Origin of the sequence: Streptomyces lydicamycinicus (assembly GCF_000829715.2) — a bacterium.
Taxonomy (GTDB): Bacteria; Actinomycetota; Actinomycetes; order Streptomycetales; family Streptomycetaceae; genus Streptomyces; species Streptomyces lydicamycinicus.
The window spans coordinates 803,878-826,202 of record NZ_BBNO01000007.1 but is presented as its reverse complement, the minus strand read 5'-3'; the positions used below and the strand labels follow the sequence as shown (position 1 = coordinate 826,202).

Here is a 22,325-nt window from a genome sequence, read left to right as displayed (position 1 = left end):
CTGGAGAAGATCCGCATCCCACGTCCCGAGCCGGCCGCCCCCGAAAGACGACCGGCAGCCTGGCCGCCGACAAGGCCTACAGCAACGGGCCGTGCCACGACCACCCGCGCAGGCGCGGCATCCGGCACACGATCCCGGAGAAGACCGACAGTCAGGCCGCCCGCCTGCGGGAGGGTTCCCCCGCGGCGGGCGGCCCGCGGCAGCCCTCGTCATCTGGCTCCACACATGATCGGCCGGACAGCTCCTAGTTGTCGCAGGTCGTGAAGAAGCTGACCGCCGCCGGGCACGAGGCCGTGCCGCACTCGCTGTCCACAGGTGTCGATGTGATCACCGGTCAGGGCGTGGAGGAGGCGGTGGCTGGAGCCGACGGCGTCGTCAATCTGATGTGCGCACCGGGCCAGCCCATGCTCACCCTGGTCGACGACGCAGTGCGTGACGCCATGGGGCGCAGCAGATCGGGACCACCGCCCGTGATGGACCGGCCACGGCGTTGAGGCATTCACCCTTGAATCACACGCGATCCCACCGGTGGCGGTCGGTCGATGTATCCGCTCGTCGGTGAGCCTGTCACCGACGAGGTCGTGTCGTCACCGAGCCGAGCACCCGGTGCGGGACGGATTAGGCGGTTCCCTGGAATGCATCTGCGGAGGATGCGCAATTACACTGGACATATACACCCATCAGGGGCTTGAACAAGGGCGGAGGCTCTGCTGACCGCCCCGCAGCCCGAGCGCAGCGCGGCGCTCTTCAGTGCCCTGCGCTCGTCACGATGCGCTCCAGGGAGCATTCCCATGGCTGGTCAAACCGCCTCAATCGTCCTTGAGCCCGAGGCACAGGAGCTCGCCGACGCAACCTCGCAACATCCGTTCCTGTACGAGCTGAATCCGACCGCAGCGCGCAAGGTGCTCGACGACCTCCAGGCCGCGCCGGTCGACAAGCTGCCGGTCGACGAGGAGTGGGTTTCGGTTCCGGCAGCGGTGGGCGATGTCCGGGTACGCATCGTCAAGCCGCAAGGCGCCACCGGGACGCTGCCCGTCGTGTTGTACATGCACGGCGGTGGCTGGGTGCTGGGCAATGCCGGTACTCACGACCGCCTGGTGCGCGAGTTGGCGGTCGGCGCCCGTGCGGCAGTGGCCTTCGTGGAGTACACGCCGTCGCCCGAGGCGCACTATCCCGTGGCCATCGAGCAGGGCTACGCCACCGCGCAGTGGATCGTCCACGAAGGGGCGTCCAAGGGGCTGGATGCACAGCGCATGGCAGTGGCCGGGGAATCGGTCGGCGGGAACATGACCGCCGCACTCGCCCTCATGGCCAAGGAGCGCGGTGACGTCAAGTTCGTGCAGCAGTCGATGTACTACCCGGTCACGGATGCGGCCATGGACACCGGTTCCTACGACCAATTCGCCACCGGCTACTACCTGAGCCGCAAGCTGATGGAATGGTTCTGGGACGCCTACACGACCGACCCGAACCAACGCGCGGAGATCACCGCGTCTCCCAACCACGCCACCATCGAGCAGCTCGCCGGCCTGCCGCCCGCCCTGCTGATCGTCGACGAGGCCGACGTACTGCGCGATGAGGGCGAGGAGTACGCCGCCAAGCTCCGAGCAGCCGACGTTCCGGTGACCACGGTGCGCTACGACGGCACGGTCCACGACTTCATGATGCTCAACTCACTGAGTCACTCCAAAGCCGCCCGCGGAGCCATCGACCAGGCAACGGCGTTTCTGCGCAATGCCCTTGGAACCGCCCAGCCTGACTGATCGTTGTCAGAATGCGGTGCGCAGTGGGCTCAAGCAGGTGCCCGTGCCCGGTTCGGGCTGAGCGATGCCACCCACATACGGAGATCGGGGCCGCAGCCGCTGCACAGCTGGCTCCGCTGCACAGCCGGCTCCGGTTGTCGCCGGCCGCAGGCCCCGCCCGCTCTATTGGGTCTTCAGTTCCCCGATCCGTGCCACTGCCGTTCCCCTCTTCGGGCATACCCACACTGCCGTGTCCGTGCGGACTGTCGCCGTCAGCGGATGCGTGTCCGGGTGCGTCGGGCACTGTGGCCAGACCGCCGATGCACCTTCGGACCACAGTGCCTCCACCGCCCAGTCCTGGACCTGATCTGCCAGGTGCACCAGCCGCTCCGCGGCGGTGCCACCCAGTGGTGAGGTCAGGCCCCGGCCTGAACCGTCCGGGGCCCAGAGCGTGATCCCGAACTCGTCGTCCGCACGTATGTGCGGCTGCACCGCGCACTGCGCCTGGAGGTCCCGCAGGACCGTCTCCAGAGCTTCGGCGCATTCCATGTCGTCCACTGGGCTCCTGATCACATCGCGGAGAACTGCCCCACAGTCTCCACCATCACTGAAGCTCGCGGACGATCTTTTCCGGCCCAGGCCCCCGCTTCAGCAGCCGCCTTCATCCCGGCGCTGCTGTCCGGCTGTCCGGCTGTCCGGCACTTGACGCCACACGGCCGGGGCTGCACCGCCACCTTGAACCGGCCTGACCGTTGACCCGTTCACCTTCGAGGGCGATGACGCGCTCCTGCTCTACGCCCTCGACCGCAAACCATCGTTTCCCCGCCGTGGCCGGGGCGAGGGGCGGGCGCCACGTGAGTGGTGCGTGCCCCTCCCGCCTTCGAGCGACGATCAGTCCTGGGCGAAGTGGCTGGGTCTGCCGTCGCGCTCGATCAGGCGCCCCAACTGGGCGGCCTTGCCCCGGGGCATGAGGGTCCAGGTGCCGTCGCTGCGACGAAGGGCTGCCGAGTGCCAGGGTGTCGTCCAGACGTCGGGCGCGTCGAGCAGTCGGATGCCGAACTTGAGGGTGCCGATGGGCTGGGGGTGGATGGACAGGCGTACGGAGCAGGGGTGGTGGTCGGCGATCAGGTCGCCCCAGGCGCGGCTGCGCTGGATGACGCCGTAGGCGCGTTGCCGGCACTCGCGTTGGAGGGCGGAGCGGGTGCCCGTGTGATCGGCGGTGTCCTCTACGAGGAAGCGGGTGATCCCCCGGTAGAGGGCGAGGGTGGTGTCGTCGGTGCGGACTTCGGCACGCAGGGCGTCCCGGGTGGGGGCGTAGCGCTTGTGGAGGTGGGCGCGTTTGGTGTCGTGCGGGAGGTCGCCGAGTACGTCGCGCAGGTCGAAAACAGACAGGTTCGTCAGGCCCAATTGGTCGATGACGGTGCGTAGTTCGTCCGCGTAGGCATCGATGTGGGCATCGGGGACGCCGATGAGGTCGCCGAAGGCGTGGCCGTCGGAGCAGATGATCACGCGGGCGCCGGGCGGGTAGCTCCGCTCGATCTCGGTGCACAGGGAGTGCAGGAAGCTGAGGGAGAGGCGTTCTCCCTGGTCGGGGAGGTGACCGAGGACTTTGGCGGGGTTGGGTGACTTGCAGGGGAAGCCGGGCAGGGTGAAGACGATGGGGGCACCGTCGCGTGTGAAGTCGGAGACCTGGCGCAGTTGATGGGGAAAGCTCTCGGCCGCGGCCGGAGCTTGGTCGGTCGTGCGGTGGTGCGGCAGCAGCAGTTTCAGGATCGTGGTGCTGATGCTTATGGGAAGGGTGTCTGGCGCGGTCGTTGGCGACATGTCGTTCCTCCGGGAGGGCATGACGGCATGACGCCTTGGCCTTCGGCCAGGCGCCGTTTGTCGGTGGGGCGAGTCGGTCAGCTGGGTCCGGGACGGGCGGTGTGGCCGGCCCCGGTCAGCCGACGGACGGTGTCAGAGGCGTCGGTCGTAGCCGACGAGCAGGTGGGGGGTGCCGCGGCCGAGGACGGCCGGGGTCCACTGGAGGTCTTCGTCCTTGACGGCGAGGTGGAGGCCCGGGAGTCGGGCGAGCAGGGCGCCCAGGGCGATCTGGAGCTCGGCGCGGGCGAGGGCGGCTCCGGGACAGAAGTGGATGCCGTGGCCGAAGGCGAGATGGGGGTTGGGGGCGCGATCGAGGTCGAGGGTGTCGGGGTCGGGGAAGCCGCGCGGGTCGCGATTGGCAGCGCATAGGGAAACGATCACGGAGTCGCCCGCCGGGACTTCGGTGCCGTGCAGATCGCTGTCCTGGTCGAAGAAGCGCCAGGTGGTCAGTTCGAAGGCGCTGTCGTAGCGGAGGAGTTCCTCGACCGCGCGGGGCAGCAGGCCGGGTTCGTCGCGCAGGCGGGCGAGCTGGTCGGGGTGGCGGAAGAGGGCGATCAGCGCGGTGGTGATCTGGTTGGTGACCGGTTCCTGTCCGGCGACGAGGAGCTGGAAGATCATGGAGTCCAACTCCTCCTGGGACAGTTCGCGACGGTCGCGGGCCACGACGAGGCGGCTGAGCAGGTCGTCTTTGCAGTGTTCGCGCTTGTGGGCGACGACGTCGGCTATGTAGCCCTGTAGGCCGTGCAGCCTGGCCTCGTACAGCGGCCGGCCCGGGTCGGTGGGGCCGACGGGCTGGACGACCTTGCCCCAGTCGCGGTCGAAGCGGGCGGCCAGATCCTGCGGGAGGCCGATGACTTCGGCGAGGACCTGGAAGGGGAAGTGGGCAGCGAAGCCGGTGACCAGGTCGGCGGGACCGGTTTCGGGGAGCGCGTCGAGGAGGGTGTCGGCCAGCTCCTGGAAGCGAGGGCGGAGGCTCTCGATGCGGCGCGGGGTGAAGGCGTCGGTGACGAAGCGCCGCATACGGGTGTGCTTGGGCGGGTCCTGGTGGAGGAGGTGGACCTGGAGCTGGGAGTGCTGCGGCTCGGGCATGATCGAGGCGCGGGCGCGCCAGCGGTGGTTGCCGCGGTCGTGGTTCTTGCCCAGGCGGTCGTCGTTGAGGGCGGCGTGCGCGGCCTCGTAGCCGGTGACCAGCCAGGCTTGTACGCCGCTGGGGAAGAGCACGCGGTGGACGGGCCCGGCCTCGCGCATCCGCTCGTAGAGGGGGTAGGGGTTGCTCTTGTAGGGGCAGCCCATCAGCGGCACGGGCTCGGGGAGCGCCTCGGTGGCCGTCTCGGGTTCGTGGAGGGTCATGCGAAGGCTCCTCAGAGGGCGAGTTCGGGCCGGTAGTGGTCCAGCCACAGGGCCAGGTCGACGACGCGTTCGAGACGGAGGCGGTGGCCCCATTCCAGCCGGTCGGGCGGGGTGTCGAGGCAGGGTTTGAGGTGGGTCTCGTCGGCCAGTGCCCGGACCTGATCGGTGGACAGGGCGTCGCGGGCCAGGTCCTGGAGGCCGCGGTTGTAGTCGGGGTGGTGGGTGGCCGGGTAGTGGTTCTTGGGCCGGTGCAGCACGGAGTCGGGCGCGAGCCCGGCGCCGGCGGCGCGCAGCAGGCTCTTCTCCCGGCCGTCGAAGCTCTTCAGCTTCCAGGGCGTGGCGAAGGCGTACTCGACGAGGCGGTGGTCACAGTAGGGGACGCGGACCTCCAGCCCCTGCGCCATGCTCAACCGGTCCTTCCGGTGCAGGAGTTGACGCAGCCAGCGGGTCAAGGACAGGTGCTGCATCTCGCGTTGCCGGTGCTCGGCGGGGGTTTCGTCGTCAAGGTGCGGTACGGCGGCCAGCGCGCTGCGATAGGTGTCCTCGCGGAACTCCCCGATGCGCAGGTCGAGTGCCGGGTTGAGCGGCATGGCGGCCTCGTCGCCGGTGACGAGCAGCCAGGGGAAGGTGGCCGCGTTCAGTGCCTTCGGGGAGTGGAACCAGGGGTAGCCGCCGAAGACCTCGTCCGCCGCCTCGCCGGAGAGGGCCACGGTGGAGTGCTGACGGATCTCGCCGAAGAGGAGATACAGGGAGGTGTCCATGTCGCCGACACCGATCGGTGAGTCCCTCGCCACGACGACCGCCTTGCGGTGCTCGGGGTCGAGCAGCGCGCGCGGGTCGAGGACGACCGTGCTGTGCTCGGTGCCGATGAAGGCGCCGGCCTCGGCGGCGTACGGGGTGTCGTGGCCGGTGCGCAGCACATCGCCGGTGAACTGCTCGGCCTGGTCGCTGTAGTCGACGGCGTAGGAGCGGATGCGGGCGTCCGGTCCCTCGCGCAGCCGGAGTTCGTCGGCGAGCAGCGCGGTCAGAACGGTGGAGTCGATGCCCCCGGACAGCAGGCTGCACAGCGGGACATCGGCCTCCAGCTGACTGCGGACGGCCGTGCCGACCAGTTCACGGATCCGGTCGACGGCCGTGTCCCTGTCGTCGCCATGAGCGGCGGCCTCCAGCTGCCAGTAACGGCGTTCGCGGATGCCGTCGCGGTCCAGCACGAGCAGGCCGCCGGGTTCCACCTCGCGCACCCCGGACCACACCGTCGGCCCGGTGTTGAAAAGCAGGCTGTAGGCCTCCCGCAGCCCGTCGGCGTCCACCCGTGGCCGGATCTCCGGATGCGCGAACAGGGCCTTCGGCTCGGAGGCGAAGGCCAGGCCGCCGTCGACGGCTGCCCAGAACAGCGGTTTGACGCCGAGGCGGTCGCGTACCAGCAGCAGCCGCTGGGCGCGCTCGTCCCAAATGGCGAAGGCGAACATGCCCTCCAAGTGGTCGGCCAGATCCGCACCCCATTCGGCGTACGCGCGCAGGACCACCTCGGTGTCACTGCGGGTGTGGAAGCTGTGCCCCCGGCCGCGCAGTTCGGCGCGCAGCTGGTGGTGGTTGTACACCTCGCCGCTGTAGCTGAGAACGGTGGTCGGGCGCTCGGGCCGGTCGGTCATCGGCTGCACACCACCAGCCGGGTCGATGACGGCCAGGCGGCGATGACCGATCGCCGCGTGCTCGCCGAGCCAGACGCCGCCCGCGTCCGGGCCTCGTGGCGTGAGGGTGGCCGTCATGGCTTCGAGTACCGGGCCCTGGGTGCGGGCGTCGTGGTGGAAGGACACCCATCCGGTGATTCCGCACATAGGAGTGCTCCTGGGGTCAGTCGTGAGCGGCCGACGCTGCGTCGGTCGTCTTCTCGGGGACGGAAGCGGGCCTGCTGCCTGGCGGGGCGAGCAGGGGTACGGACAGGCAGGCGGCGATGGCGGCCAGCGCGAGCGCGGCCCGTACGCCCTCATGAGGTCCGGTCAGCCCCCAGGCGGCGGTGGCCAGCGCGGGACCGAGGGTGAAGCCGAGACTGCGGGCGAGCTGCACCGTGGCCCCCACGGTCGCGACCCGTTCCGGTGGGGCCGCGCCCATGACGAGGGCCTGGGTCGGGCCCCCGTTCAGGCCCAGTCCGACGCCCGCCAGCGCCAGCCGCCAGGCCACGTCCAGCGGTGCCCAGCCGTCGCCCAGGGGGAGCAGCAGGAGCAGGCCGGTGGCGGTGAGGGCGGCGCCGGTGACCGCGACCGGCCGGGCGCCGTACCGGTCGGCGAGGCGTCCGCCGAGGGGCCCGGCCATCCCCATGCCGAGGGGGAAGGCCAGCACGGTCAGTCCGGTCGTGGTGGCGCTGACACCGTTATCGCGCTGAAGGTGCAGGGCGACGACGTAGTGCATGGCGGCGAACCCGGCGGCCAGGGTCAGCACAGCCCCGTGCGCCCGGAACAGCCCCGCCGTCCGGAGCGCGCCGGCCACCGGACGCCCGCCCGGCCCGCGCAGCCACCACCACAGCGGCGGTACGGCGGCGAGGACGAGCAGCAGCCAGGCCGGGCCGTCCGGCGCCAGCGTCAACGCCAGCAGCACGATCGCGACACCCGTGGCCACCAGCAGTGCGTCGGCCACCGACCGACGGTCAGGCGCCCGCAGTCCCCCGTCCCGGGGCATCGCCCGCCAAACCACGACCAGGGCGAGCACACAGAAAGGGATCTTCACCAGGAAGACGGAACGCCAGCCCAGGTGGTCCAGCAACATTCCGCCCACGGCGGGCCCGATCACCGCGCCCAGCGGGCCCAGGGTGGCGGGCACACTCATCGCCCGTCCGCGCAGCTCCGGTCGTACGGAGCGGAGCGCGAGAACCGGCATCAGCACGAACAGCACCGCACCGAACGCGCCCTGCATCAGACGGGCGGCGATCAACCAGCCCATCCAGGGCGCCGCGGCAGCCAGGGCGCTGCACAGACCGAAGCCGCAGGTCGCGGCCAGCACGGCGGAGCGCAGCGCCACCCCGTCGAGCCACCGGCCCACGGGCAACAGCAGTGCCACTACCGGCAGTTGATAGCCCAGCACCGCCCACTGAGCAGTTGCCGTGGACACCCGCAGACCATCAGCGATGTCGGCCAGGGCCACATTGACGATGTTCATGTCGAGCATCGCCACGAACGCCAGCACACCCGCCACGGCGACCAGCGGCCAGCGGTCCTCGCCCATGGGTATGTGACCGGTCTGTTCCGCACCGGGACCGTCGTTGGTCACCCGTCTCCCCCTCACCGTCACGGGTGGGCTGCCGGGCGGCAGCCTCGCTCCATAAGTCGGGGAGGAAATGGGGTGAGTTCCCGGTGATGCCCATGAACATGACTGCTGGGATGGTTTTCTGCGCGGACAGCCGACACCGGTCGCGTTCCGGAGCGGAGTTATGGCCAGAGAGCGAAACAGCCATGGTGCGTTCCGATGCTGACGAGGCCCGATGGCGCATCGGCGCCACTCCCCTCCCCCTCCTCAGCCTCCCCAATCCCCAACGGCCACCCGCCGTGGAACTCCGCCCTCTACTCAGCCGACTCCTGAGATGAGGGCGTCGACTTGAACACCCCTCTCCGCGAATCCGTACACCGGCGAAAGCCCCCTGACCTCCAGGAGTTCCCCATGGCCCAGAAGCAGTACGACGTCACCGGCATGAGCTGCGAGCACTGCGTGGCGAGCGTCACGGAAGAAGTCTCCGAGGTGCCGGGGGTGAGCGAGGTCGTGGTCGACCTCGCCGCGAACACCGTCACGGTGCACGGCACGGACCTCGACGACGAGCGGCTGCGCGCTGCCATCGTCGAGGCCGGTTACGTCGTTGCCGACTCGGTCGCCGCCTGATCTCACACTCCGACGGGCCGGGCAGGACGCTGTCGTCTCTGCCCGGCCCGCGTTCATCCGCCGATGGGTACCTCCGCCGGCGCAGGCGTCTCCGTGCCGACCGGCGCCCGGTGGTCGAAGGCGATCAGCGGATCACCGGTGAGCGGGTGGTCGACCACAGCCGCCCGCACGCCGAACACCTCGGCCAGCAAGGCGGGAGTGAGGACATCGCGCGGTGCTCCGGACGCGATCACCGCTCCGCCATGCAGGACATGCAGTCGGTCGCACACGGAGGCGGCAGCGTTGAGGTCGTGCAGTGACACCAGCGTCGTACGGCGCTGGGCGCGCAGCAGGGCGAGCAGTTCGACCTGGTGGCGGATGTCGAGGTGGTTGGTCGGCTCATCCAGCACCAGCACCTCGGGGTCCTGGCAGAACGCGCGGGCCAGCAGGACGCGTTGGCGTTCTCCGCCGGACAGGGCCGTGAACCGGCGTCCGGCCGCCGCTGCCATGCCCACGTCCGCGAGCGCTCGGGCGACGATGTCCCGGTCGGTGGCGTCATCCCCCGCGAAGGCCCGCTTGTACGGTGTGCGCCCCATCGCGACGACCTCGTGGACGGACAGTTCGAAGTCGCTCTGCCTCTCCTGCGGCAGCGCCGCCACATGTCTCGCCGACTGAACCGCGGACAGCTCGCGGAGGTCGGTACCGGCGAGCAGAACCCGTCCGGCAGTGGGCTTCAAGTGCCGGTAGACGGTGCGCAGCAGCGTGGACTTGCCACTGCCGTTCGGCCCGACCAGGCCGGTGATCTCGCCCTCGGCCGCCACCAGTTGGGCCCCCGCCACGACCGTACGACCGGCGTAGGCGATGCTCAGGTCTTCGATGTCGATTCTCAACTGCCGCTCCCAAGGCGCCGGTCCAGCAGGTACAGCAGGGCCGGAGCCCCGATGAGTGAGGTGACCACGCCGACCGGCAGTTCCTGCGAGTCCATCGCCGTACGGCAGACGATGTCGACCACCACCAGGAGCAGCGCCCCGAACAGCGCCGAGACCGGCAGCAGGCGACGGTGGTCGCCGCCGACGACCAAGCGGCAGACGTGCGGCACCATCAGCGCGACGAAGGCGATCGCGCCGGACACCGCCACCAGGACGCCGGTCAGCACGCTGGTCACCGTGAACAGCTCCCGGCGCAGCCGGGAGACGTGGACGCCAAGCCCTGCCGCGGTCTCGTCGCCCATCATCAGGGCGTTCAGCCCCCGGGCCCGCGCCTGGAGCCACAGCAGGGCGAGCGGAACCACGATCGCGGGCATGGCCAGGACCGGCCAACTCGCGCCGCTCAAACTGCCCATGAGCCAGAACAGCACGCTGTGCGTTTGCTGTTCGTCCCCGGCCTGCAACACCAGAAAGCTCGTGAAGCCGGACAGGAACTGGCCGATCGCCACCCCGGCCAGCACCAGTCGCAGCGGCGCGAACCCCCCGCCCCGGCGGGCGACGGCCCACACGAGGGCGAAGGTGGCCAGGGCTCCGGCGAAGGCCGCACCCGACAGCCCCAAACCGAGCACCCCGCCTGCGCCGAGGCCGAGGACAAGGGAAGCGACCGCTCCGAGGGACGCTCCGTTGGAGATGCCCAGCAGGTACGGGTCGGCCAGCGGGTTGCGCACCAGCGCCTGCACCGCCGTACCGACGACACCCAGCCCGGCACCCACGAGCGCGGCCAGCACTGCACGGGGGACGCGCAGTTGCCACACGATCAGATCATTCGTGCCCGGCCGCGCGGCCTCACCGGACAGCCGCCGCCACACCACGCTCCACACCTCGCCGGGCGAGATGGACGTCGATCCCCAGGCCACAGCGGCCGTCAGCGCGGCGAGAAGTGCGACGCCGAGAACGAACGCCAGCGGTCCGGCGGGCAGACTGCGTGCGTCCTGGCTCACTTCCGTGGACGTGCGGCGGGACGCGGACAGAGTGGAGAGCACGGCTAGCCGACCTTGCCCGGGTAGAGGGTCTTGGCGATCTTCTCGACCGTCTCGGCGTTCTCGACGCCGGCGATCGTGGTCGGCTCGGAGGCGATGCGCAGGAAGTGGCGCTCCTTGACCGCTTTCAGGCCCTTGGTCGCCGGGTTGGTCTCCAGCCACTTCTGTGCCTCGTCGAACGCCTTCTTGTTCGCCGCCTCGCTGCCCCGGTTGCGCACGCCGAGCTGGATCCAGTCCGGGTTCTTGGCGATCACGTCCTCCCAGCCGACCTGCTTGTTGTCGCCATCGCAGTCGGCAAAGGCGTTGCGGGCTCCGGCCAGGGTGATCACCGCGTTGGCGACCTGGCGGTTGCAGACGACGGTGGGCTGCTTGGTGCCGGCGTCGTAGTCGAAGAAGAAGTACGTCGGCCGCTTGCCCGCCGCCGTACCGCCGACCGCCTTCTGGACTGCGCCGACCTTCTCCTTCATCCCGGCGACGAGTTCCTTCGCCTTGGCACTCGTGCCGGTGACCGCGCCGAGCGAGGTGATGTCGGCCTCGACCGCCGACAGATCCCTCACGGGCTTCTTGCCCTGCGCCGCACAGGCAGTGGACTTCAGGTAGATGTGGTTGATGCCGGCCGCTTTGAACTCCTCCACGGTCGGCGCATCACCCATCCCTCCCCCGCCCATGCCCCCCATGGACGCGAACGTGTCGATGTACAGGTCGGCGCCGGAGCCGAGGAGCTTCTCCTTCGGGATCACGTTCTGACTGAGCACCTTGACCTTCTGCCCTTGCGCGTCCAGTGCGCCGGGCAGTGTGCCCTTGCCCGGCGGAAAGCCGGTGCCGATCACCTTGTCCCCTGCACCGAGGCGGAGCAGCAGCTCCAAGCTGGAGGCGTTGCTGGTGACGATCCTCTTCGGGGCGTCGGAAAAGGTGGTTTTGGCGCCCATGCAGTCGGTGACGGAGACCGGGTAGCTCCCGGCTGCGGACTTCCCGGCCTTCCCGGTGCTCTCGTCCGCCGCGTCCTTCCCTCCGCCACCGCAGCCGGCGGCCAGCAGACCGCCCAGTACAACGGCCGCCGTACCGCCCCACACACGAGCACGCATCCATACCCTCCCAGATCCACTCGGTAAGCGGACCAACCTCCGTTACCTGCTTCAGTAGTCGGGACAATCTCCTGCCGAGTTCCCGCCACGCGTCAGCAAGCGGGCTGACGCCGTGGCCGCAGCGTTCGGCGCCACGTTCCTTCCCGAGTCCGTCATCCCCTACCTCGGTCTGCTGCCACTCGCGCTGGGCCTCAAGGCCGCGTGGCAGGCGTGACGACCGGGGACAGCGGGCGGCAGCGGCCGTCCGCGCTCAGGTGGCTCATTCAAGGGATCCGGAGCGGTGCCCGCTGCGGTGACTATGCGGCACGGTCATTTCGCAGCGCCTGGATGAGCCAGGGGTACACCGGCATCAGGTTCGGTACGACCTTCCAGCCGTTGACGATCCACACGAGCCGCCAGTATCGGTCCACCTGGGGATCGTGTGCTTCTTCGAACTGTCGCGCCATCCAGTCCCGGAACTCCCTGTCAGGGGTGCGCGCGAACACCTCGGCGAAGCGGTGTATGAGGTCGTCAATGACGGGTGCGGCCCTGTCGCTGAGCGGATCGATGCCCGACTCCATGGCCGCGGCCACCTTCCGGCGGGTGAGCTCCATCAGTTCCTCTCCGGCACCGCTCTCGATGTCGAGCCTGCGCCCGGCGGCCTGCCACCTGGCCGTCCGGCGCATCCGCGCCCGGAAGTCCTCGTCGCCGACCAGCTCAGCGAGTTCCACCCACGCGGCGACCTGCTCGCTGGACGGATCACCGGGGAGGTCTGGAGTGGCAGCGCGAACCATGGCCACCGCCGCCGGGTCGGCATCCACGGTGCCGAACGTGCCCTCCACGAAATCGTCGATCAACCGTCGGCGTTCCGCGCCGGACAACTGCGTGAGCCTGTGCATGAGCTTGGTCTCCTCGGGACTGGCCCCGCGTCTGGCCACCGCTCGCAGAACGCTCTTACGCAGTTGCAGCACCCGGATCTGGACGTCTATGGCATCGGCGTGCGCCGCGGCGACTTCCGCCACGGAGAGCTCGCGATCCAGTACCCGTTGAATCGTGGCCAGGTTCATACCCAGCTCGCGTAGTGTGCGGAGGAGTTCCAGACGAAGCAGTGCGTCGAGGTCGTAGAGCCGATAGCCGGCGGGACTTCGGGTGGTCGGCGCTACCACCCCCGAATCGGAGTAGAACCGGATGGTCCTCACGGACAAGCCGGTCCGCCGGGAAAGCTCCCCGATCGAGTAGAGGGTCGTAACGTCCATGTCCCCCACTCTGCTGTCTCCAGTCACTGGAGACTCAAGGCTATTCCCCACCTGGGCCTACCGAGACGAGACCCGGGCCATGATGATCGGGAAGCCGGCCTGGGGGCAGTCGAGACCGACTTGGAGATGGCGATGAGGGTCGTGTTCGTGCACGGTGCGTGCGTACGGGACGGGTCGTGGTGGTGGCACCGCACCGCCGAGCTGTTGCAGGAGCGAGGGGTGCCGAGCGTGGCCCCGGCGCTGCCGAGCTGCGGCGAGGCGGGCCTGCCCGGGGGCGCCGGCGGTCCGGGGCTGCCCGAGGACGTCGCGGCGGTGCGGCAGGCACTGCTGGACAGCGACGAGCCGACCGTTGTAGTCGCCCACAGCTACGGCGGCATCATCACCGCGGAAGCCGCAGCGGGCGTCGGGTCGGTGCGCCACCTGCTGCTGGTCTCCAGCTACCTGCCCGAGGTCGGGCAGAGCCTGTCGGAGTTCGGGGACGGCAGCCCCGCCCCGTTCCTCGACGTCGACCCCGAGGCCGGCACCTTCGGGGTCCGCCCCGAGCTGCTCGTGGACACGTTCCTCCAGGACTGCGACCCCGAGGTCCAGGCGCAGGCTGCGGACCACCTCGCCCGCCAGAGCGTGCAGGTGACCGGGCAGCCGGTCGGGGCGGCCGCATGGCAGCAGGTGCCCTCGACGTACCTCATCTGCACCCAGGACCGCGGCACCCCGCCGCACCTACAGCGCGAGTTCGCCCGCCGGGCCGGCAGCGTCGTCAAACTCGACGCCGGCCACCACCCGTTCCTGTCCCAGCCTGCTGCGGTCCGGGACCTGCTGCTGAGCCTGTGACGGCAGCGGGAAGCTACCGGCAGCCCTTGACTCGGTCCGAGGGCCGGCCAGCATCACGTCGCCGGCAAAGGCCGCCCCCCGTTCCTTGTTTACCGTGCGGACGGCGATCCGCCGTCGGGGTATCCGTCTGCGGTCGGGAACGGGACGCAGCGTGTGACCGGTGATCGTGCGGCGGGCCGTGTTTGACCTTGACACGGTGTCAGGGTCTTCACTGCTTGCCGAGGAGGTGGTCTCAATGACGATCACGCGACAGGACACCGATGGGATGCGAGCGCTTGAGGGGTTGGAGGACGACCGTTCGTCCGTGCGACTGCGGGCTGCTCTGGCGGTCGGCACGACGCCTGACCCGCGCTTCGTCGACAAGCTCATCGAGCGGTGTGCGATCGAGCCGGAGTTCTTGGTCCGGGACATGCTGACCTGGGCGCTCACCCGCCACCCGGTGTCCATGACGCTCCCCGAGCTGGTCCGCGAAGTCCGCTCGGAGCGTGTGCAGGCACGGAGCCAGGCGCTGCACACGCTGTCCAAGATCGGGGACCGGCAGGCCTGGCCGGCGATCACACCGGCGCTGTTGTGCGACGCCGACGACGAGGTGGCGCGGAGCGCTTGGCGGGCCGCGGTCGTGCTCGTGCCGGAAGGCGAGGAATCCGCCTTGGCCGCGGTGCTGGCGACGCAGCTCGGGCGCGGTGAGCGGGAGACTCAGCTGAGTCTCAGCCGCGCGCTGGTCGCGCTGGGTGAAGTGATTCTGCCGGCACTGCATACTGCGACGACGGCACCCGGACCGCGCGTGCGCGCGCACGCGCTCGCCACACAACGGCTGCTGCGCGACCCGGACACCGGATTCGAGTTCGCGATCGACGAGGCGAAGCGCGTCGTGGCCCTCGGCGGGTCCGGCCAGGTGGGACGGTAGGACGTGTTGATCGGTGAGGTGGCGCGGCGGTCCGGGGTCAGTGCCCGCATGCTCCGGCACTACGAGTCGCTCGGCCTGGTGCGGCCTTCGGGTCGTACGGGCTCCGGTTATCGGGAGTACTCCGCGGAGGACATCCGGCGGATCTTCCATATCGAGAGCCTGCGGTCGCTGGGGCTGTCGCTGCGCGAGATCGGGCGCGCGCTGGACGATCCCGGCTTCACGCCCTCGGCACTCGTCGACGACCTCATCCGTCAGACGCACGAACGCATCGCGGCGGAGACCGAGCTGCTCACGCGGCTGCGCCGGATCGATGCCGCAGACCCCGCCGGCTGGGAGGGCGTCCTCCAGGTCGTCGCGCTCCTCCAGGCACTGGGGTCGAAGAGCGCCGACGCACGCCAGCGCGCGGCCCTTTCCTCGGTCGACGAGGTTCCGGTGCCGGTGGAGGCCCTGGTCGAGGCGGCACTGAGCGAGACGGAGCCGAACGTCGCAGGAGCCCTTCGATGGGCGCTGGCGCGAGCCGGCGACGGCGGCCCGGCACTGCTGGCGGAGGGCCTCGGCTCACCGGTGGCCGCGGTGCGGGAACGTGCCGTTCAGTCCCTCGCCGAAATGCCCGGCGACGAGGCCACCGCCCGGCTGCGGGACGCTCTCGCACACCCCGACGTCGTGGTCCGCGGCTATGCGGCTCTGGCGCTCGGGACACGCGGAATGGCCGATGCGATCCCGACGCTCATCGACATGATCGTGGAGGGAAGGAACGACACCGACGCAGCCGATGCACTGAGCGTGCTGGCGAGCGACACCGCGACGGCGGATCGGATCGCGACCGGGCTCGTCGACCGCCTCGCCCACGACACCACCAAGGCGCCTGCACGCGGACGGCTGGCCCAGGCGCTGGCGGGAATCCCGGGGACCACAGCCGCACGTGCCCTCGTGAAGCTGTCGCATGACGAGGACCGTGCCGTTGCGCTTACTGCGGCGTACCTCATTCAGCTACGCGATGCCCGGTGACGGACCTCTCCTGGGTGCCGCGTACGCGGCCCGCGGGACGGCGGGGGCCCGGACTGATCAACGTCCTGCGCCGCACCTTGCAGCGGCTGTCCGTACGGATCGCCACGCACCCGTACCGGGCGAGCCTCCCCGGCCGGGCACCAGCTGCCCGCATGGCGCTCAAGCAGCGGACCTGGGCACCGGATACCGAAGAAGCCCGGCGATGACCGCCCCCTCACCGACAGCCAGCGCCGGATCGCCCGGGCCCTGCGGCAGCTGACCGAACAAGCCGACTACCCGCCGTCGATACGGGAGATCGCCGACGCGGCCGCCCTGTCCGCCTCGACAGTCGCCTACCACCTGCCACCTGCATGCCCTGGAACGCCCCGGGATCGCCACCCACGCCCCGCACCGAAGCCGCCCGTGGCAGGTGCGGTGAGCGGCCAGGAACCCCAGCGGAGACTCGCGAGCCCGGTCGTGTCCGGCGACCTGTCGGCTATGCGGCCGGCGGCTTGGCCCGTCGGGCTTCGACCGTGGCGCGGCAGCTCTTGCGCAGGAGATTCTCCCGGGCTCCGCGAGCGTTCGGTTGGAGTTCACACAGCTCAGAGGTGGTGGAGGCGCGACACCCTGCACAACACCTGTCGTGAAGGGGACATCCCCGGCGTCGTCTTCGACGTCTTCGACGTGGCAGTGGCTCTGGCTCGGTCGGTCGTCCCCGGGGCAGGCTGCTACGAGGCTTCCTCGTACCGCGGTCCCGGCGGGGGCTGGGCCATGCCAATAAGCTGAACGTCGAGGTTGTCTCCCTGGGAGGTCGGTATGCCCGCCGGCACGGACAGTGTGCCTCGGTCCGGCGTCATCTCCCGGCCACCGGGCGGTGCCCACACCGTCTCTCCCTCCTCGGCCTGCGCTGCCCATTCGCTGACGATGGTGCGCAGCATCGAGAGGGCGTCCTCGGCGGCGGAATGGCCCGGTACGCGGGGCGCTGGCCCTCCGGCGGGAGATTGTGTACAGAGGGGCAAGCATGGGTTTGCGTGTCAAGATAGGTTTGGTCATTACGGCCGCTGCGGCGCTCGCGGCGGCCGCCACCGGGGTGCAGGTGCCGGGAAAGCTGCAGGATCAAGCCTGCGAAGTGTCGATGGCTCGCCTCTCCTTCGCCTACCGCGATTACGTGCAATCCGGCCGGGCACTGTTTGACATGAAGATCGACTCCACTGGCCTGCCCGCCCCCCTGCGCAACAAGCTCAAGGATGCGCATCAGGCCACCTATGTGGAGGACCGCAACGGCACCGCGCGGATCTGGGCAGCGCGCACAGAAGACGGGAAGACCTTCTCGCTGCCCCCCTTTCCGGTCCCCACTGTTGCCGGCTTGGACCAAGCGCTGTGGCAGGCAGGCGCCTTCGGGACCGCAGTCGCCACGCTGGGTGGCCTGGCCCTGGCCACCCGCCTGGGCCGCCGCCTGAGGCACTCGGCCACCAGTGCCACCCGGATCGCCGACGGCGACCTGGACGTACGACTGCCCGAGAACGGCGACGACGAAATCGCCCAGCTCACCCGGGCGGTCAACACCATGGCCGACGCCCTTGCCGCACGCCTTGAGGCCGAACGCGAGGTGACCGCGAACATCGCTCACGAACTGCGCACCCCCGTTGCCGGCCTGGTCGCCGCCGCCGGCCTCCTCCCCTCCGGCAAGCCCGAGGACATGGTCAAAGAACGCGCCGGCCGTGTCAGAGATTTGATGGAAGACGTCCTGGAAGTCGCCCGGCTGGACGGCGGGACCGAACAGGCCGACATCCACACCGTGCAAGCAGGGACGCTGGCCCAGCGAGCGGTACGTGCCGCGACCGCCGACCGCACCGTGGACGTATCGGTACGGACCATCGCGGACGCGTGGGTGGAAACCGACCCCCGGCGAGTGGAACGCGTCCTGACCAACCTGGTCACCAACGCCCTGCGCCACGGACAGGAACCCGTCGTGGTGGAGGTGGACGGGGCACGGATCGCGGTATCCGACCACGGCCCCGGCTTCCCCGACGACTTGGTCGCCCACGGCCCTCAGCGGTTCCGTACCGGCGCGCAGGGCAAGGGACTCGGACTGGGGTTGACCATCGCGGTGGGCCAGGCCCAAGTCCTGGGCGCACACCTGACCTTCACCCGTGCGACCGACGGCGGTGCGCGGGCGGTCCTCGACCTGACCAGCGCCGTACGCCAGCCACCCGAGAGCCCGTAAACCGGCCCCCGAGCCCCACAGAAGGACCATCCTCCCCGAGCGCTTCGCAGCGCAAGGCGGGGATCAATCTGCCGAACTACCGCGGGCTCAGCCCGGGTGAGCGGGCTGTCCAGGACGGCTCCGACGCCGTGATCACACCAGCCACAGCAAGAACATCCGACTCGTGACCAGCCGCTACCGATCAGGCCCTACTCTCCTTGCCCGACCCACGTAAGGGGAACTTCGTCGTTCGGCGCCTGGATGAGCACACGTGCGGGAATCGCGACGATCTTTTCCGCCTTTCCATCGGTGTTGTCGATCTTTTGGACGATGTATCCGATGTACCACCCGGCGTTCGCGTGCGCCTGGAACGTTCCGCCCTCCACTCCGTCCGGGACGGTGAATTCCCTTTGGCTCCTGGCCAGGCTCATCCACTTCTTCGTGGTTTCGGTCGACTGGTTGTACTCGCCGGAGACTTCGCCAGCGGGCCCCTTGTTTTCCGGGTAGGCGTTGATGGTGAGCTTGCCGCCCACCTTCCAGCCCTTGACCTCTTTGTCTTCCGCGCCGACGCTGGCCTCGGTCACGTAGGTGAGCTTCGTCCCACCGGGAACCCTGTCCGTGGTCACCATCACCGGGTACTTCTGGTCGATCTTTCCCACAAAGCCACACGTCAGCTTCTTGCCTCCCTTCGCGAGCATGTCGTTGGACTGGCCGCATATGGACTTCGCATCCCAGTTACCCAGCCAGCCAGGATCCTTGTCCTCCTTACTGTTCGGGCGTTCTTCCGTGCCGTAATTTTCGAAACCAGGGGTGGAACCGAAGCCCTCCAGCTTCTTTTGGGCATCCTGGACCGCCTGCTCGGGTGAATACCCCTTCCCCTTCACCTGATCGAGCGTGATCTCCTCGGTGTCCCGACCGTTGACCGGGTAGCCCTGGATGGCTGCCGTGTCTTCGAGGTGCCGCTTTCCCTGGTTTCCCTCTTCGAGGTACTTGAGGACCTCCTGGTCGGTCTTGTAGAAGGGGGTCTTGGGGGGCGCGTCGTCGGCGGCCCAGGCCGTAGCGGGAGCACCAGCGAGCGGGACCGCGATGAGTGCGGTCGCGGTGATGAGGGCGGCACGCCGGGCTCTCCCTGTCGGTGGCGTGCGGCGGGAAGTGCGGGCCGAGTGTGTCCTGTCGTGTGACATCTCTTTTTCCTTCCTTGTGCCGGGTGGCTGATGCATCAGCCTGTTCCCGAACTCGCCTGAAGATTGCGGCACGGAGGTTTCCGCCCTTTGGCATTTAGGGAGAGCGCCGCTGCTCACTATGGGTTCCCCGGACTCCCCGGTAACTTCCGCAAGTTTCCATGAGTTGACGCATGGTCCCCATTGAGCGACTTGCCCGCGCATCTCCCAGTCAACTCAGAGTGAGGCGAACGCGAGGGGAGCGAACCCGTATCTGAGGGGAGCGAATCCGTATCTATCGGGTGGCCTACGCCTCAGGTATTGCCTTTCCCGGCGGTTTTCCGAGCGCAGGTGGCAGTGCAGACGGGGGAATTCCGGCGGAGGGGCCTTGACCAGCAGAAAGATGCCGCGAGCGACTCAAGACCGTCTCGGGCTGCGGCTCTACCTTTGGACAGAGGAGCGTGTCATTCGCGAGAGGGAGGAGACCTTTTCCCGGATTGTGACCAGCTTCGTCCCCTCGGAGAACGTGGCCTCCACCTGCACGGTCTCGATCATTTCGGGAACTCCTCCATCACTGAGCGCTCTTGCTCATGCGGAGTCAGGTGCACCGTTCCCTGCGTTCGCCCCTGCCGAGGACTTCTGTCCTGGGCTGTTGCGCTGGGACCTGGCCTTGCCCGGCAGCCGGGGCGAAGCCTCCATGGCCTGCCTCCGTTCCCACGGCGACCGAACCGTCCGGGCAGACCCCGGCAGTTGGGAGGGGCAGTGCCGTGACGTACCAGGTCGCGATAACGCGGAAGGGCACAGGCCGCGCCCGGCTGCCCAGCTGCCCAGCTGCCGCGGATCTTCCCGCAAGTGTTCCGGTCGGCTACTTGGCCAGGTAGCCGCCGTCGACGACATGGTCGCTGCCCGTCACGTACGAAGCGTCGTCGGACACCAGGAACGCAATGAGTGCGGCGACTTCGGCCGGCTGCGCGGTGCGCCGCAGGGGGACGGCGGTGAGGAGGCCGTCGGTGGCTCCGGGCGGCAGCGAGGTGACCATAGGGGTGTCGACGATGCCTGGTGATACCGACACGACCCGGATGCCGTGGTCGGCGTATTCGCGCGCCGCGGTCCGGGTCAGGGCGAGGACACCCTGCTTGGCGGCTGCGTAGGCGGCGTGCCCTCGGAAGCCCGCATGTGCTGCTATGGAGGCAAGGTTGACGATGACGCCACCCGTGGCGGCCATCGCGGGGAGCTGACAGCGCATCGCGTGGAAGACGCCGTACAGATTCACCTTCATCACGGTGTCGAAGTCGGCGGGCGGGAGTTCGGCCAGTGGACTGAGGGGGCCGTTGATTCCGGCGCTGTTGACCGCGATCTGCAGGCCGTCGCGCAAGGTGGCGGCTTCCGTGACGACGCGGGTGACGCTGTCCGGGTCGGTGACGTCGATGCGGCGGGGCAGGGCGGTGCCACTGGCTGCGGTGATCTGCCGGGCCACGCGGGTCGCCCCGTCCTCGTCGAGGTCCGCGACCACCACCACAGCGCCTTCCGCGGCCAGTCGCCGCGCACACGAGGCGCCGATCCCGGAGGCGCCGCCGGTCACCAGGGCGACCCGGTCCCGTAGTCGACCGGACTGCGGTCCGTCACCTGACGTCTGTGCGTGTGCTGGCATGTGCGGCTCCTGGCAAGGGGGGCAAGCGTGTGGAGGGATGTGTGGGAGGCCGTGTGGATCAGGACGGGCGGGCATGGGCCGTGAGCGGCAGCCGGTCCGGGCGCAGGACGGTGCCGACCAGGGCCCGCACGGGGGTGGAGCCGGCCGGTGTCAGGCGCCGGTGAGCGGTGAACGCGGCCAGCGCCAGGGTCAGTTCGGTCCAGGCGAACTCCTCCCCGATGCACAGCCGGCTGCCCGCTCCGAAGGGCAGATAGGTGTGACGCGGCGCCTTCGCGGCGGCGTCGTGCGACCAGCGCTCAGGAGCGAAGTCGTCCGGGTTCTCGTACAGTTGCGGATCGCGATGCAGGGCGTACGGGCTGAAGAACACCTCGGCGCCCGGGGAGAGCCGTACGCCGCCGAGGGTGACCGGCCGCACCGCGCGGCGCATCAGCAGCCACGACGGCGGATGCAGCCGCAGCACTTCGGTCAGCACCTGTCGTGTGTAGACCAGTGCGGGAAGATCCTCGAACCCGGGGGCCCGTCCGGCGAGAACGGCGTCGAGTTCGTCGTGGATACCCCGTTGGACGTCGGGGCGACGGGAGATCTCGTGCAGCGCCCAGGCCAACGACGCGCTGACGGTGCCGGTACCGGCCAGGAACAGGGTGATCAGTTCGTCGGTCACTTCGGCGTCGGTCAGGGCATCGTCCGGGCCGCCCGTGGCCAGGAGCATCGAGAGCAGATCACCGCGATCCCGGCCGTCGGCACGGTAGGTCTCGATGATGCGGTGCTGGACGGCCACCAGCCGACGCAGCGGGCCGGCGTGCGGCGGCCGCCATCCCGCCAGCAGCGGAAGGCGTTCCGCCCAGGCGTGCAGCGGGGAGAGGGCAAGGCGCATCGAGTGGTACTTGACGGACAGCCACTCCTTGACGGCGGTGCGCAGTTCGGGGTCCTGGGGATCCGCGAAGAGGGTTCGCAGCAGGATGTCGAGCGTCAGGCGGTGGATCTCCGGCACCAGGTCGAGAGTGGTACCGGGTTCCCAGGCGGCGGCCCGTGCCAGGGACCGTTCGGACATGATGCGGGCGTAGCCGGCGATCCGGTCGTGGTGGAAGGCGGGTTGCATCAGCCGACGGCGGCGGAGGTGGCGGTCGCCGGCGGCGGTGATCAGCCCGTCGCCGAGAGGCACGCGCAGGGCGTCGAACATCGCGCCCTTGTCGAAGGCGCGGGCCTGCACGGTCAGCAACTCCCGGACGAGTTCGTGGTAGTTGACGACGTGGACCTGCCGGGGGCCGATGTAGATCTTCGTCACCGGTCCGTGGTGCCGCAGCTCACGGACGAAGCCCGGAGCATCACGGTGGATCCACGGAGCGTGCCCGGCCAGCGGCACTCGGCCGGGGGCAACGGGGGCATCGGTGCCGGCATCAGTGGGGGTATCGGCGGGGGCATCGGCGGCGGTACGTCCCGGTCCGCCGGTCAGCCGTGCACCGATTCTGCTCATGCCGGTCCTTCTCGTGCCCGGCCGC

At 69.5% G+C, this 22,325-nt stretch carries 21 protein-coding genes and 1 pseudogene; 9 read left to right on the top strand and 13 right to left on the bottom strand.

All coding sequences use genetic code 11. From position 1 onward, the window contains the following. Nucleotides 1-248: 248 nt before the first annotated feature. A pseudogene (locus TU31_RS37200) lies at nt 249-395 on the top strand (LysR family transcriptional regulator); the annotation flags it as partial. A gap of 396 nt (nt 396-791) precedes the next feature. After that, nucleotides 792-1,763 carry an alpha/beta hydrolase gene (locus TU31_RS26075; protein ID WP_042158748.1) on the top strand — a complete coding sequence of 324 codons (972 nt, stop codon included), beginning with the start codon at nt 792-794 and terminating at the stop codon, nt 1,761-1,763. 162 nt (nt 1,764-1,925) lie between these two features. On the opposite strand, the gene TU31_RS38150 is transcribed toward TU31_RS26075, so the two are convergent. From TU31_RS38150 to TU31_RS26050, 5 genes are all read right to left on the bottom strand, one after another. Beyond that, a complete protein-coding gene (locus tag TU31_RS38150) occupies nt 1,926-2,291 on the bottom strand; it encodes a hypothetical protein (RefSeq protein ID WP_042158976.1) in 366 nt (121 codons plus the stop codon). 342 nt (nt 2,292-2,633) lie between these two features. Next, nucleotides 2,634-3,566, bottom strand: a complete 933-nt coding sequence (locus TU31_RS26065) for an L-tyrosine/L-tryptophan isonitrile synthase family protein (RefSeq protein WP_042158746.1) — start codon at nt 3,564-3,566, stop codon at nt 2,634-2,636. Between the two features lie 132 nt (nt 3,567-3,698). Next, the gene (locus TU31_RS26060; RefSeq protein ID WP_042158744.1) at nt 3,699-4,955 is read right to left on the bottom strand and encodes a cytochrome P450 family protein; all 1,257 of its coding nucleotides are present in this window, start codon (nt 4,953-4,955) and stop codon (nt 3,699-3,701) included. 11 nt (nt 4,956-4,966) lie between these two features. Next, nucleotides 4,967-6,793: an asparagine synthase (glutamine-hydrolyzing) gene (gene asnB / locus TU31_RS26055; RefSeq protein WP_042158743.1), complete on the bottom strand. Its 1,827-nt coding sequence runs from the start codon at nt 6,791-6,793 to the stop codon at nt 4,967-4,969. A gap of 16 nt (nt 6,794-6,809) precedes the next feature. Next, complete coding sequence (locus tag TU31_RS26050) at nt 6,810-8,219, bottom strand: MFS transporter (RefSeq protein WP_245698723.1); 1,410 nt, start codon at nt 8,217-8,219, stop codon at nt 6,810-6,812. Nucleotides 8,220-8,606: 387 nt separating this feature from the next. On the opposite strand from TU31_RS26050, the gene TU31_RS26045 reads away from it, so the two are divergent. Continuing rightward, the gene (locus TU31_RS26045) at nt 8,607-8,822 is read left to right on the top strand and encodes a heavy-metal-associated domain-containing protein (protein ID WP_042158741.1); all 216 of its coding nucleotides are present in this window, start codon (nt 8,607-8,609) and stop codon (nt 8,820-8,822) included. A 53-nt stretch (nt 8,823-8,875) separates the two neighbouring features. Here TU31_RS26045 and TU31_RS26040 read toward each other — a convergent pair whose 3' ends face one another. The 4 genes from TU31_RS26040 to TU31_RS26025 form a co-directional block, all read right to left on the bottom strand. After that, nucleotides 8,876-9,691, bottom strand: a complete 816-nt coding sequence (locus TU31_RS26040) for an ABC transporter ATP-binding protein (RefSeq protein WP_042158739.1) — start codon at nt 9,689-9,691, stop codon at nt 8,876-8,878. After that, the gene (locus TU31_RS26035) at nt 9,688-10,770 is read right to left on the bottom strand and encodes a FecCD family ABC transporter permease (protein ID WP_042158737.1); all 1,083 of its coding nucleotides are present in this window, start codon (nt 10,768-10,770) and stop codon (nt 9,688-9,690) included. Before TU31_RS26035 ends, TU31_RS26040 begins: the two co-directional genes overlap by 4 nt. Before the next feature lie 2 nt (nt 10,771-10,772). After that, nucleotides 10,773-11,852, bottom strand: a complete 1,080-nt coding sequence (locus TU31_RS26030) for an ABC transporter substrate-binding protein (protein WP_181018659.1) — start codon at nt 11,850-11,852, stop codon at nt 10,773-10,775. A 296-nt stretch (nt 11,853-12,148) separates the two neighbouring features. Beyond that, entirely contained in the window at nt 12,149-13,087 is a 939-nt protein-coding gene (locus TU31_RS26025; RefSeq protein WP_042158973.1) for a MerR family transcriptional regulator, read from the bottom strand. A 132-nt stretch (nt 13,088-13,219) separates the two neighbouring features. On the opposite strand from TU31_RS26025, the gene TU31_RS26020 reads away from it, so the two are divergent. The 6 genes from TU31_RS26020 (at nt 13,220) to TU31_RS26000 (ending at nt 18,036) form a co-directional block, all read left to right on the top strand. After that, nucleotides 13,220-13,915: an alpha/beta hydrolase gene (locus TU31_RS26020; RefSeq protein ID WP_042158972.1), complete on the top strand. Its 696-nt coding sequence runs from the start codon at nt 13,220-13,222 to the stop codon at nt 13,913-13,915. A 235-nt stretch (nt 13,916-14,150) separates the two neighbouring features. Beyond that, nucleotides 14,151-14,822, top strand: coding sequence for a HEAT repeat domain-containing protein (locus tag TU31_RS26015; RefSeq protein WP_042158735.1), 672 nt, complete (start codon nt 14,151-14,153; stop codon nt 14,820-14,822). Between the two features lie 3 nt (nt 14,823-14,825). Further along, nucleotides 14,826-15,830 carry a MerR family transcriptional regulator gene (locus TU31_RS26010; RefSeq protein WP_042158732.1) on the top strand — a complete coding sequence of 335 codons (1,005 nt, stop codon included), beginning with the start codon at nt 14,826-14,828 and terminating at the stop codon, nt 15,828-15,830. Continuing rightward, a complete protein-coding gene (locus TU31_RS37190) occupies nt 15,827-16,036 on the top strand; it encodes a DUF8825 domain-containing protein (RefSeq protein WP_107070748.1) in 210 nt (69 codons plus the stop codon). Before TU31_RS26010 ends, TU31_RS37190 begins: the two co-directional genes overlap by 4 nt. Beyond that, nucleotides 15,975-16,595: a LexA family protein gene (locus TU31_RS40650; protein ID WP_078885976.1), complete on the top strand. Its 621-nt coding sequence runs from the start codon at nt 15,975-15,977 to the stop codon at nt 16,593-16,595. The genes TU31_RS37190 and TU31_RS40650 overlap by 62 nt, the downstream gene beginning before the upstream one ends. Before the next feature lie 235 nt (nt 16,596-16,830). After that, the gene (locus TU31_RS26000; protein ID WP_042158727.1) at nt 16,831-18,036 is read left to right on the top strand and encodes a sensor histidine kinase; all 1,206 of its coding nucleotides are present in this window, start codon (nt 16,831-16,833) and stop codon (nt 18,034-18,036) included. Between the two features lie 188 nt (nt 18,037-18,224). On the opposite strand, the gene TU31_RS25995 is transcribed toward TU31_RS26000, so the two are convergent. The 4 genes from TU31_RS25995 to TU31_RS25985 all read right to left on the bottom strand — a co-directional run bounded on the left by TU31_RS25995 (nt 18,225) and on the right by TU31_RS25985 (nt 22,300). Continuing rightward, on the bottom strand, nt 18,225-19,199 hold the full coding sequence (locus tag TU31_RS25995; RefSeq protein ID WP_042158724.1) for a hypothetical protein: 975 nt from the start codon (nt 19,197-19,199) through the stop codon (nt 18,225-18,227). A gap of 417 nt (nt 19,200-19,616) precedes the next feature. Then, nucleotides 19,617-19,730, bottom strand: coding sequence for an urease subunit gamma (locus TU31_RS38145; protein WP_107070747.1), 114 nt, complete (start codon nt 19,728-19,730; stop codon nt 19,617-19,619). 310 nt (nt 19,731-20,040) lie between these two features. Then, on the bottom strand, nt 20,041-20,826 hold the full coding sequence (locus tag TU31_RS25990; protein ID WP_078885948.1) for an SDR family NAD(P)-dependent oxidoreductase: 786 nt from the start codon (nt 20,824-20,826) through the stop codon (nt 20,041-20,043). 58 nt (nt 20,827-20,884) lie between these two features. Further along, nucleotides 20,885-22,300, bottom strand: coding sequence for a cytochrome P450 (locus TU31_RS25985; RefSeq protein ID WP_245698721.1), 1,416 nt, complete (start codon nt 22,298-22,300; stop codon nt 20,885-20,887). Nucleotides 22,301-22,325 lie beyond the last annotated feature (25 nt).

Coding starts and splice junctions, on each gene's coding strand:
- TU31_RS25995 (WP_042158724.1), bottom strand. CDS start 19,199: ATGTCACACGACAGGACACACTCGGCCCGCACTTCCCGCCGCACGCCA.
- TU31_RS26075 (WP_042158748.1), top strand. CDS start 792: ATGGCTGGTCAAACCGCCTCAATCGTCCTTGAGCCCGAGGCACAGGAG.
- TU31_RS26020 (WP_042158972.1), top strand. CDS start 13,220: ATGAGGGTCGTGTTCGTGCACGGTGCGTGCGTACGGGACGGGTCGTGG.
- TU31_RS26045 (WP_042158741.1), top strand. CDS start 8,607: ATGGCCCAGAAGCAGTACGACGTCACCGGCATGAGCTGCGAGCACTGC.
- TU31_RS25985 (WP_245698721.1), bottom strand. CDS start 22,300: ATGAGCAGAATCGGTGCACGGCTGACCGGCGGACCGGGACGTACCGCC.
- TU31_RS26000 (WP_042158727.1), top strand. CDS start 16,831: ATGGGTTTGCGTGTCAAGATAGGTTTGGTCATTACGGCCGCTGCGGCG.
- TU31_RS26060 (WP_042158744.1), bottom strand. CDS start 4,955: ATGACCCTCCACGAACCCGAGACGGCCACCGAGGCGCTCCCCGAGCCC.
- TU31_RS26030 (WP_181018659.1), bottom strand. CDS start 11,852: ATGCGTGCTCGTGTGTGGGGCGGTACGGCGGCCGTTGTACTGGGCGGT.
- TU31_RS26025 (WP_042158973.1), bottom strand. CDS start 13,087: ATGGACGTTACGACCCTCTACTCGATCGGGGAGCTTTCCCGGCGGACC.
- TU31_RS26015 (WP_042158735.1), top strand. CDS start 14,151: ATGACGATCACGCGACAGGACACCGATGGGATGCGAGCGCTTGAGGGG.
- TU31_RS38145 (WP_107070747.1), bottom strand. CDS start 19,730: ATGATCGAGACCGTGCAGGTGGAGGCCACGTTCTCCGAGGGGACGAAG.
- TU31_RS25990 (WP_078885948.1), bottom strand. CDS start 20,826: ATGCCAGCACACGCACAGACGTCAGGTGACGGACCGCAGTCCGGTCGA.
- TU31_RS26065 (WP_042158746.1), bottom strand. CDS start 3,566: ATGTCGCCAACGACCGCGCCAGACACCCTTCCCATAAGCATCAGCACC.
- asnB (WP_042158743.1), bottom strand. CDS start 6,793: ATGTGCGGAATCACCGGATGGGTGTCCTTCCACCACGACGCCCGCACC.
- TU31_RS38150 (WP_042158976.1), bottom strand. CDS start 2,291: ATGGAATGCGCCGAAGCTCTGGAGACGGTCCTGCGGGACCTCCAGGCG.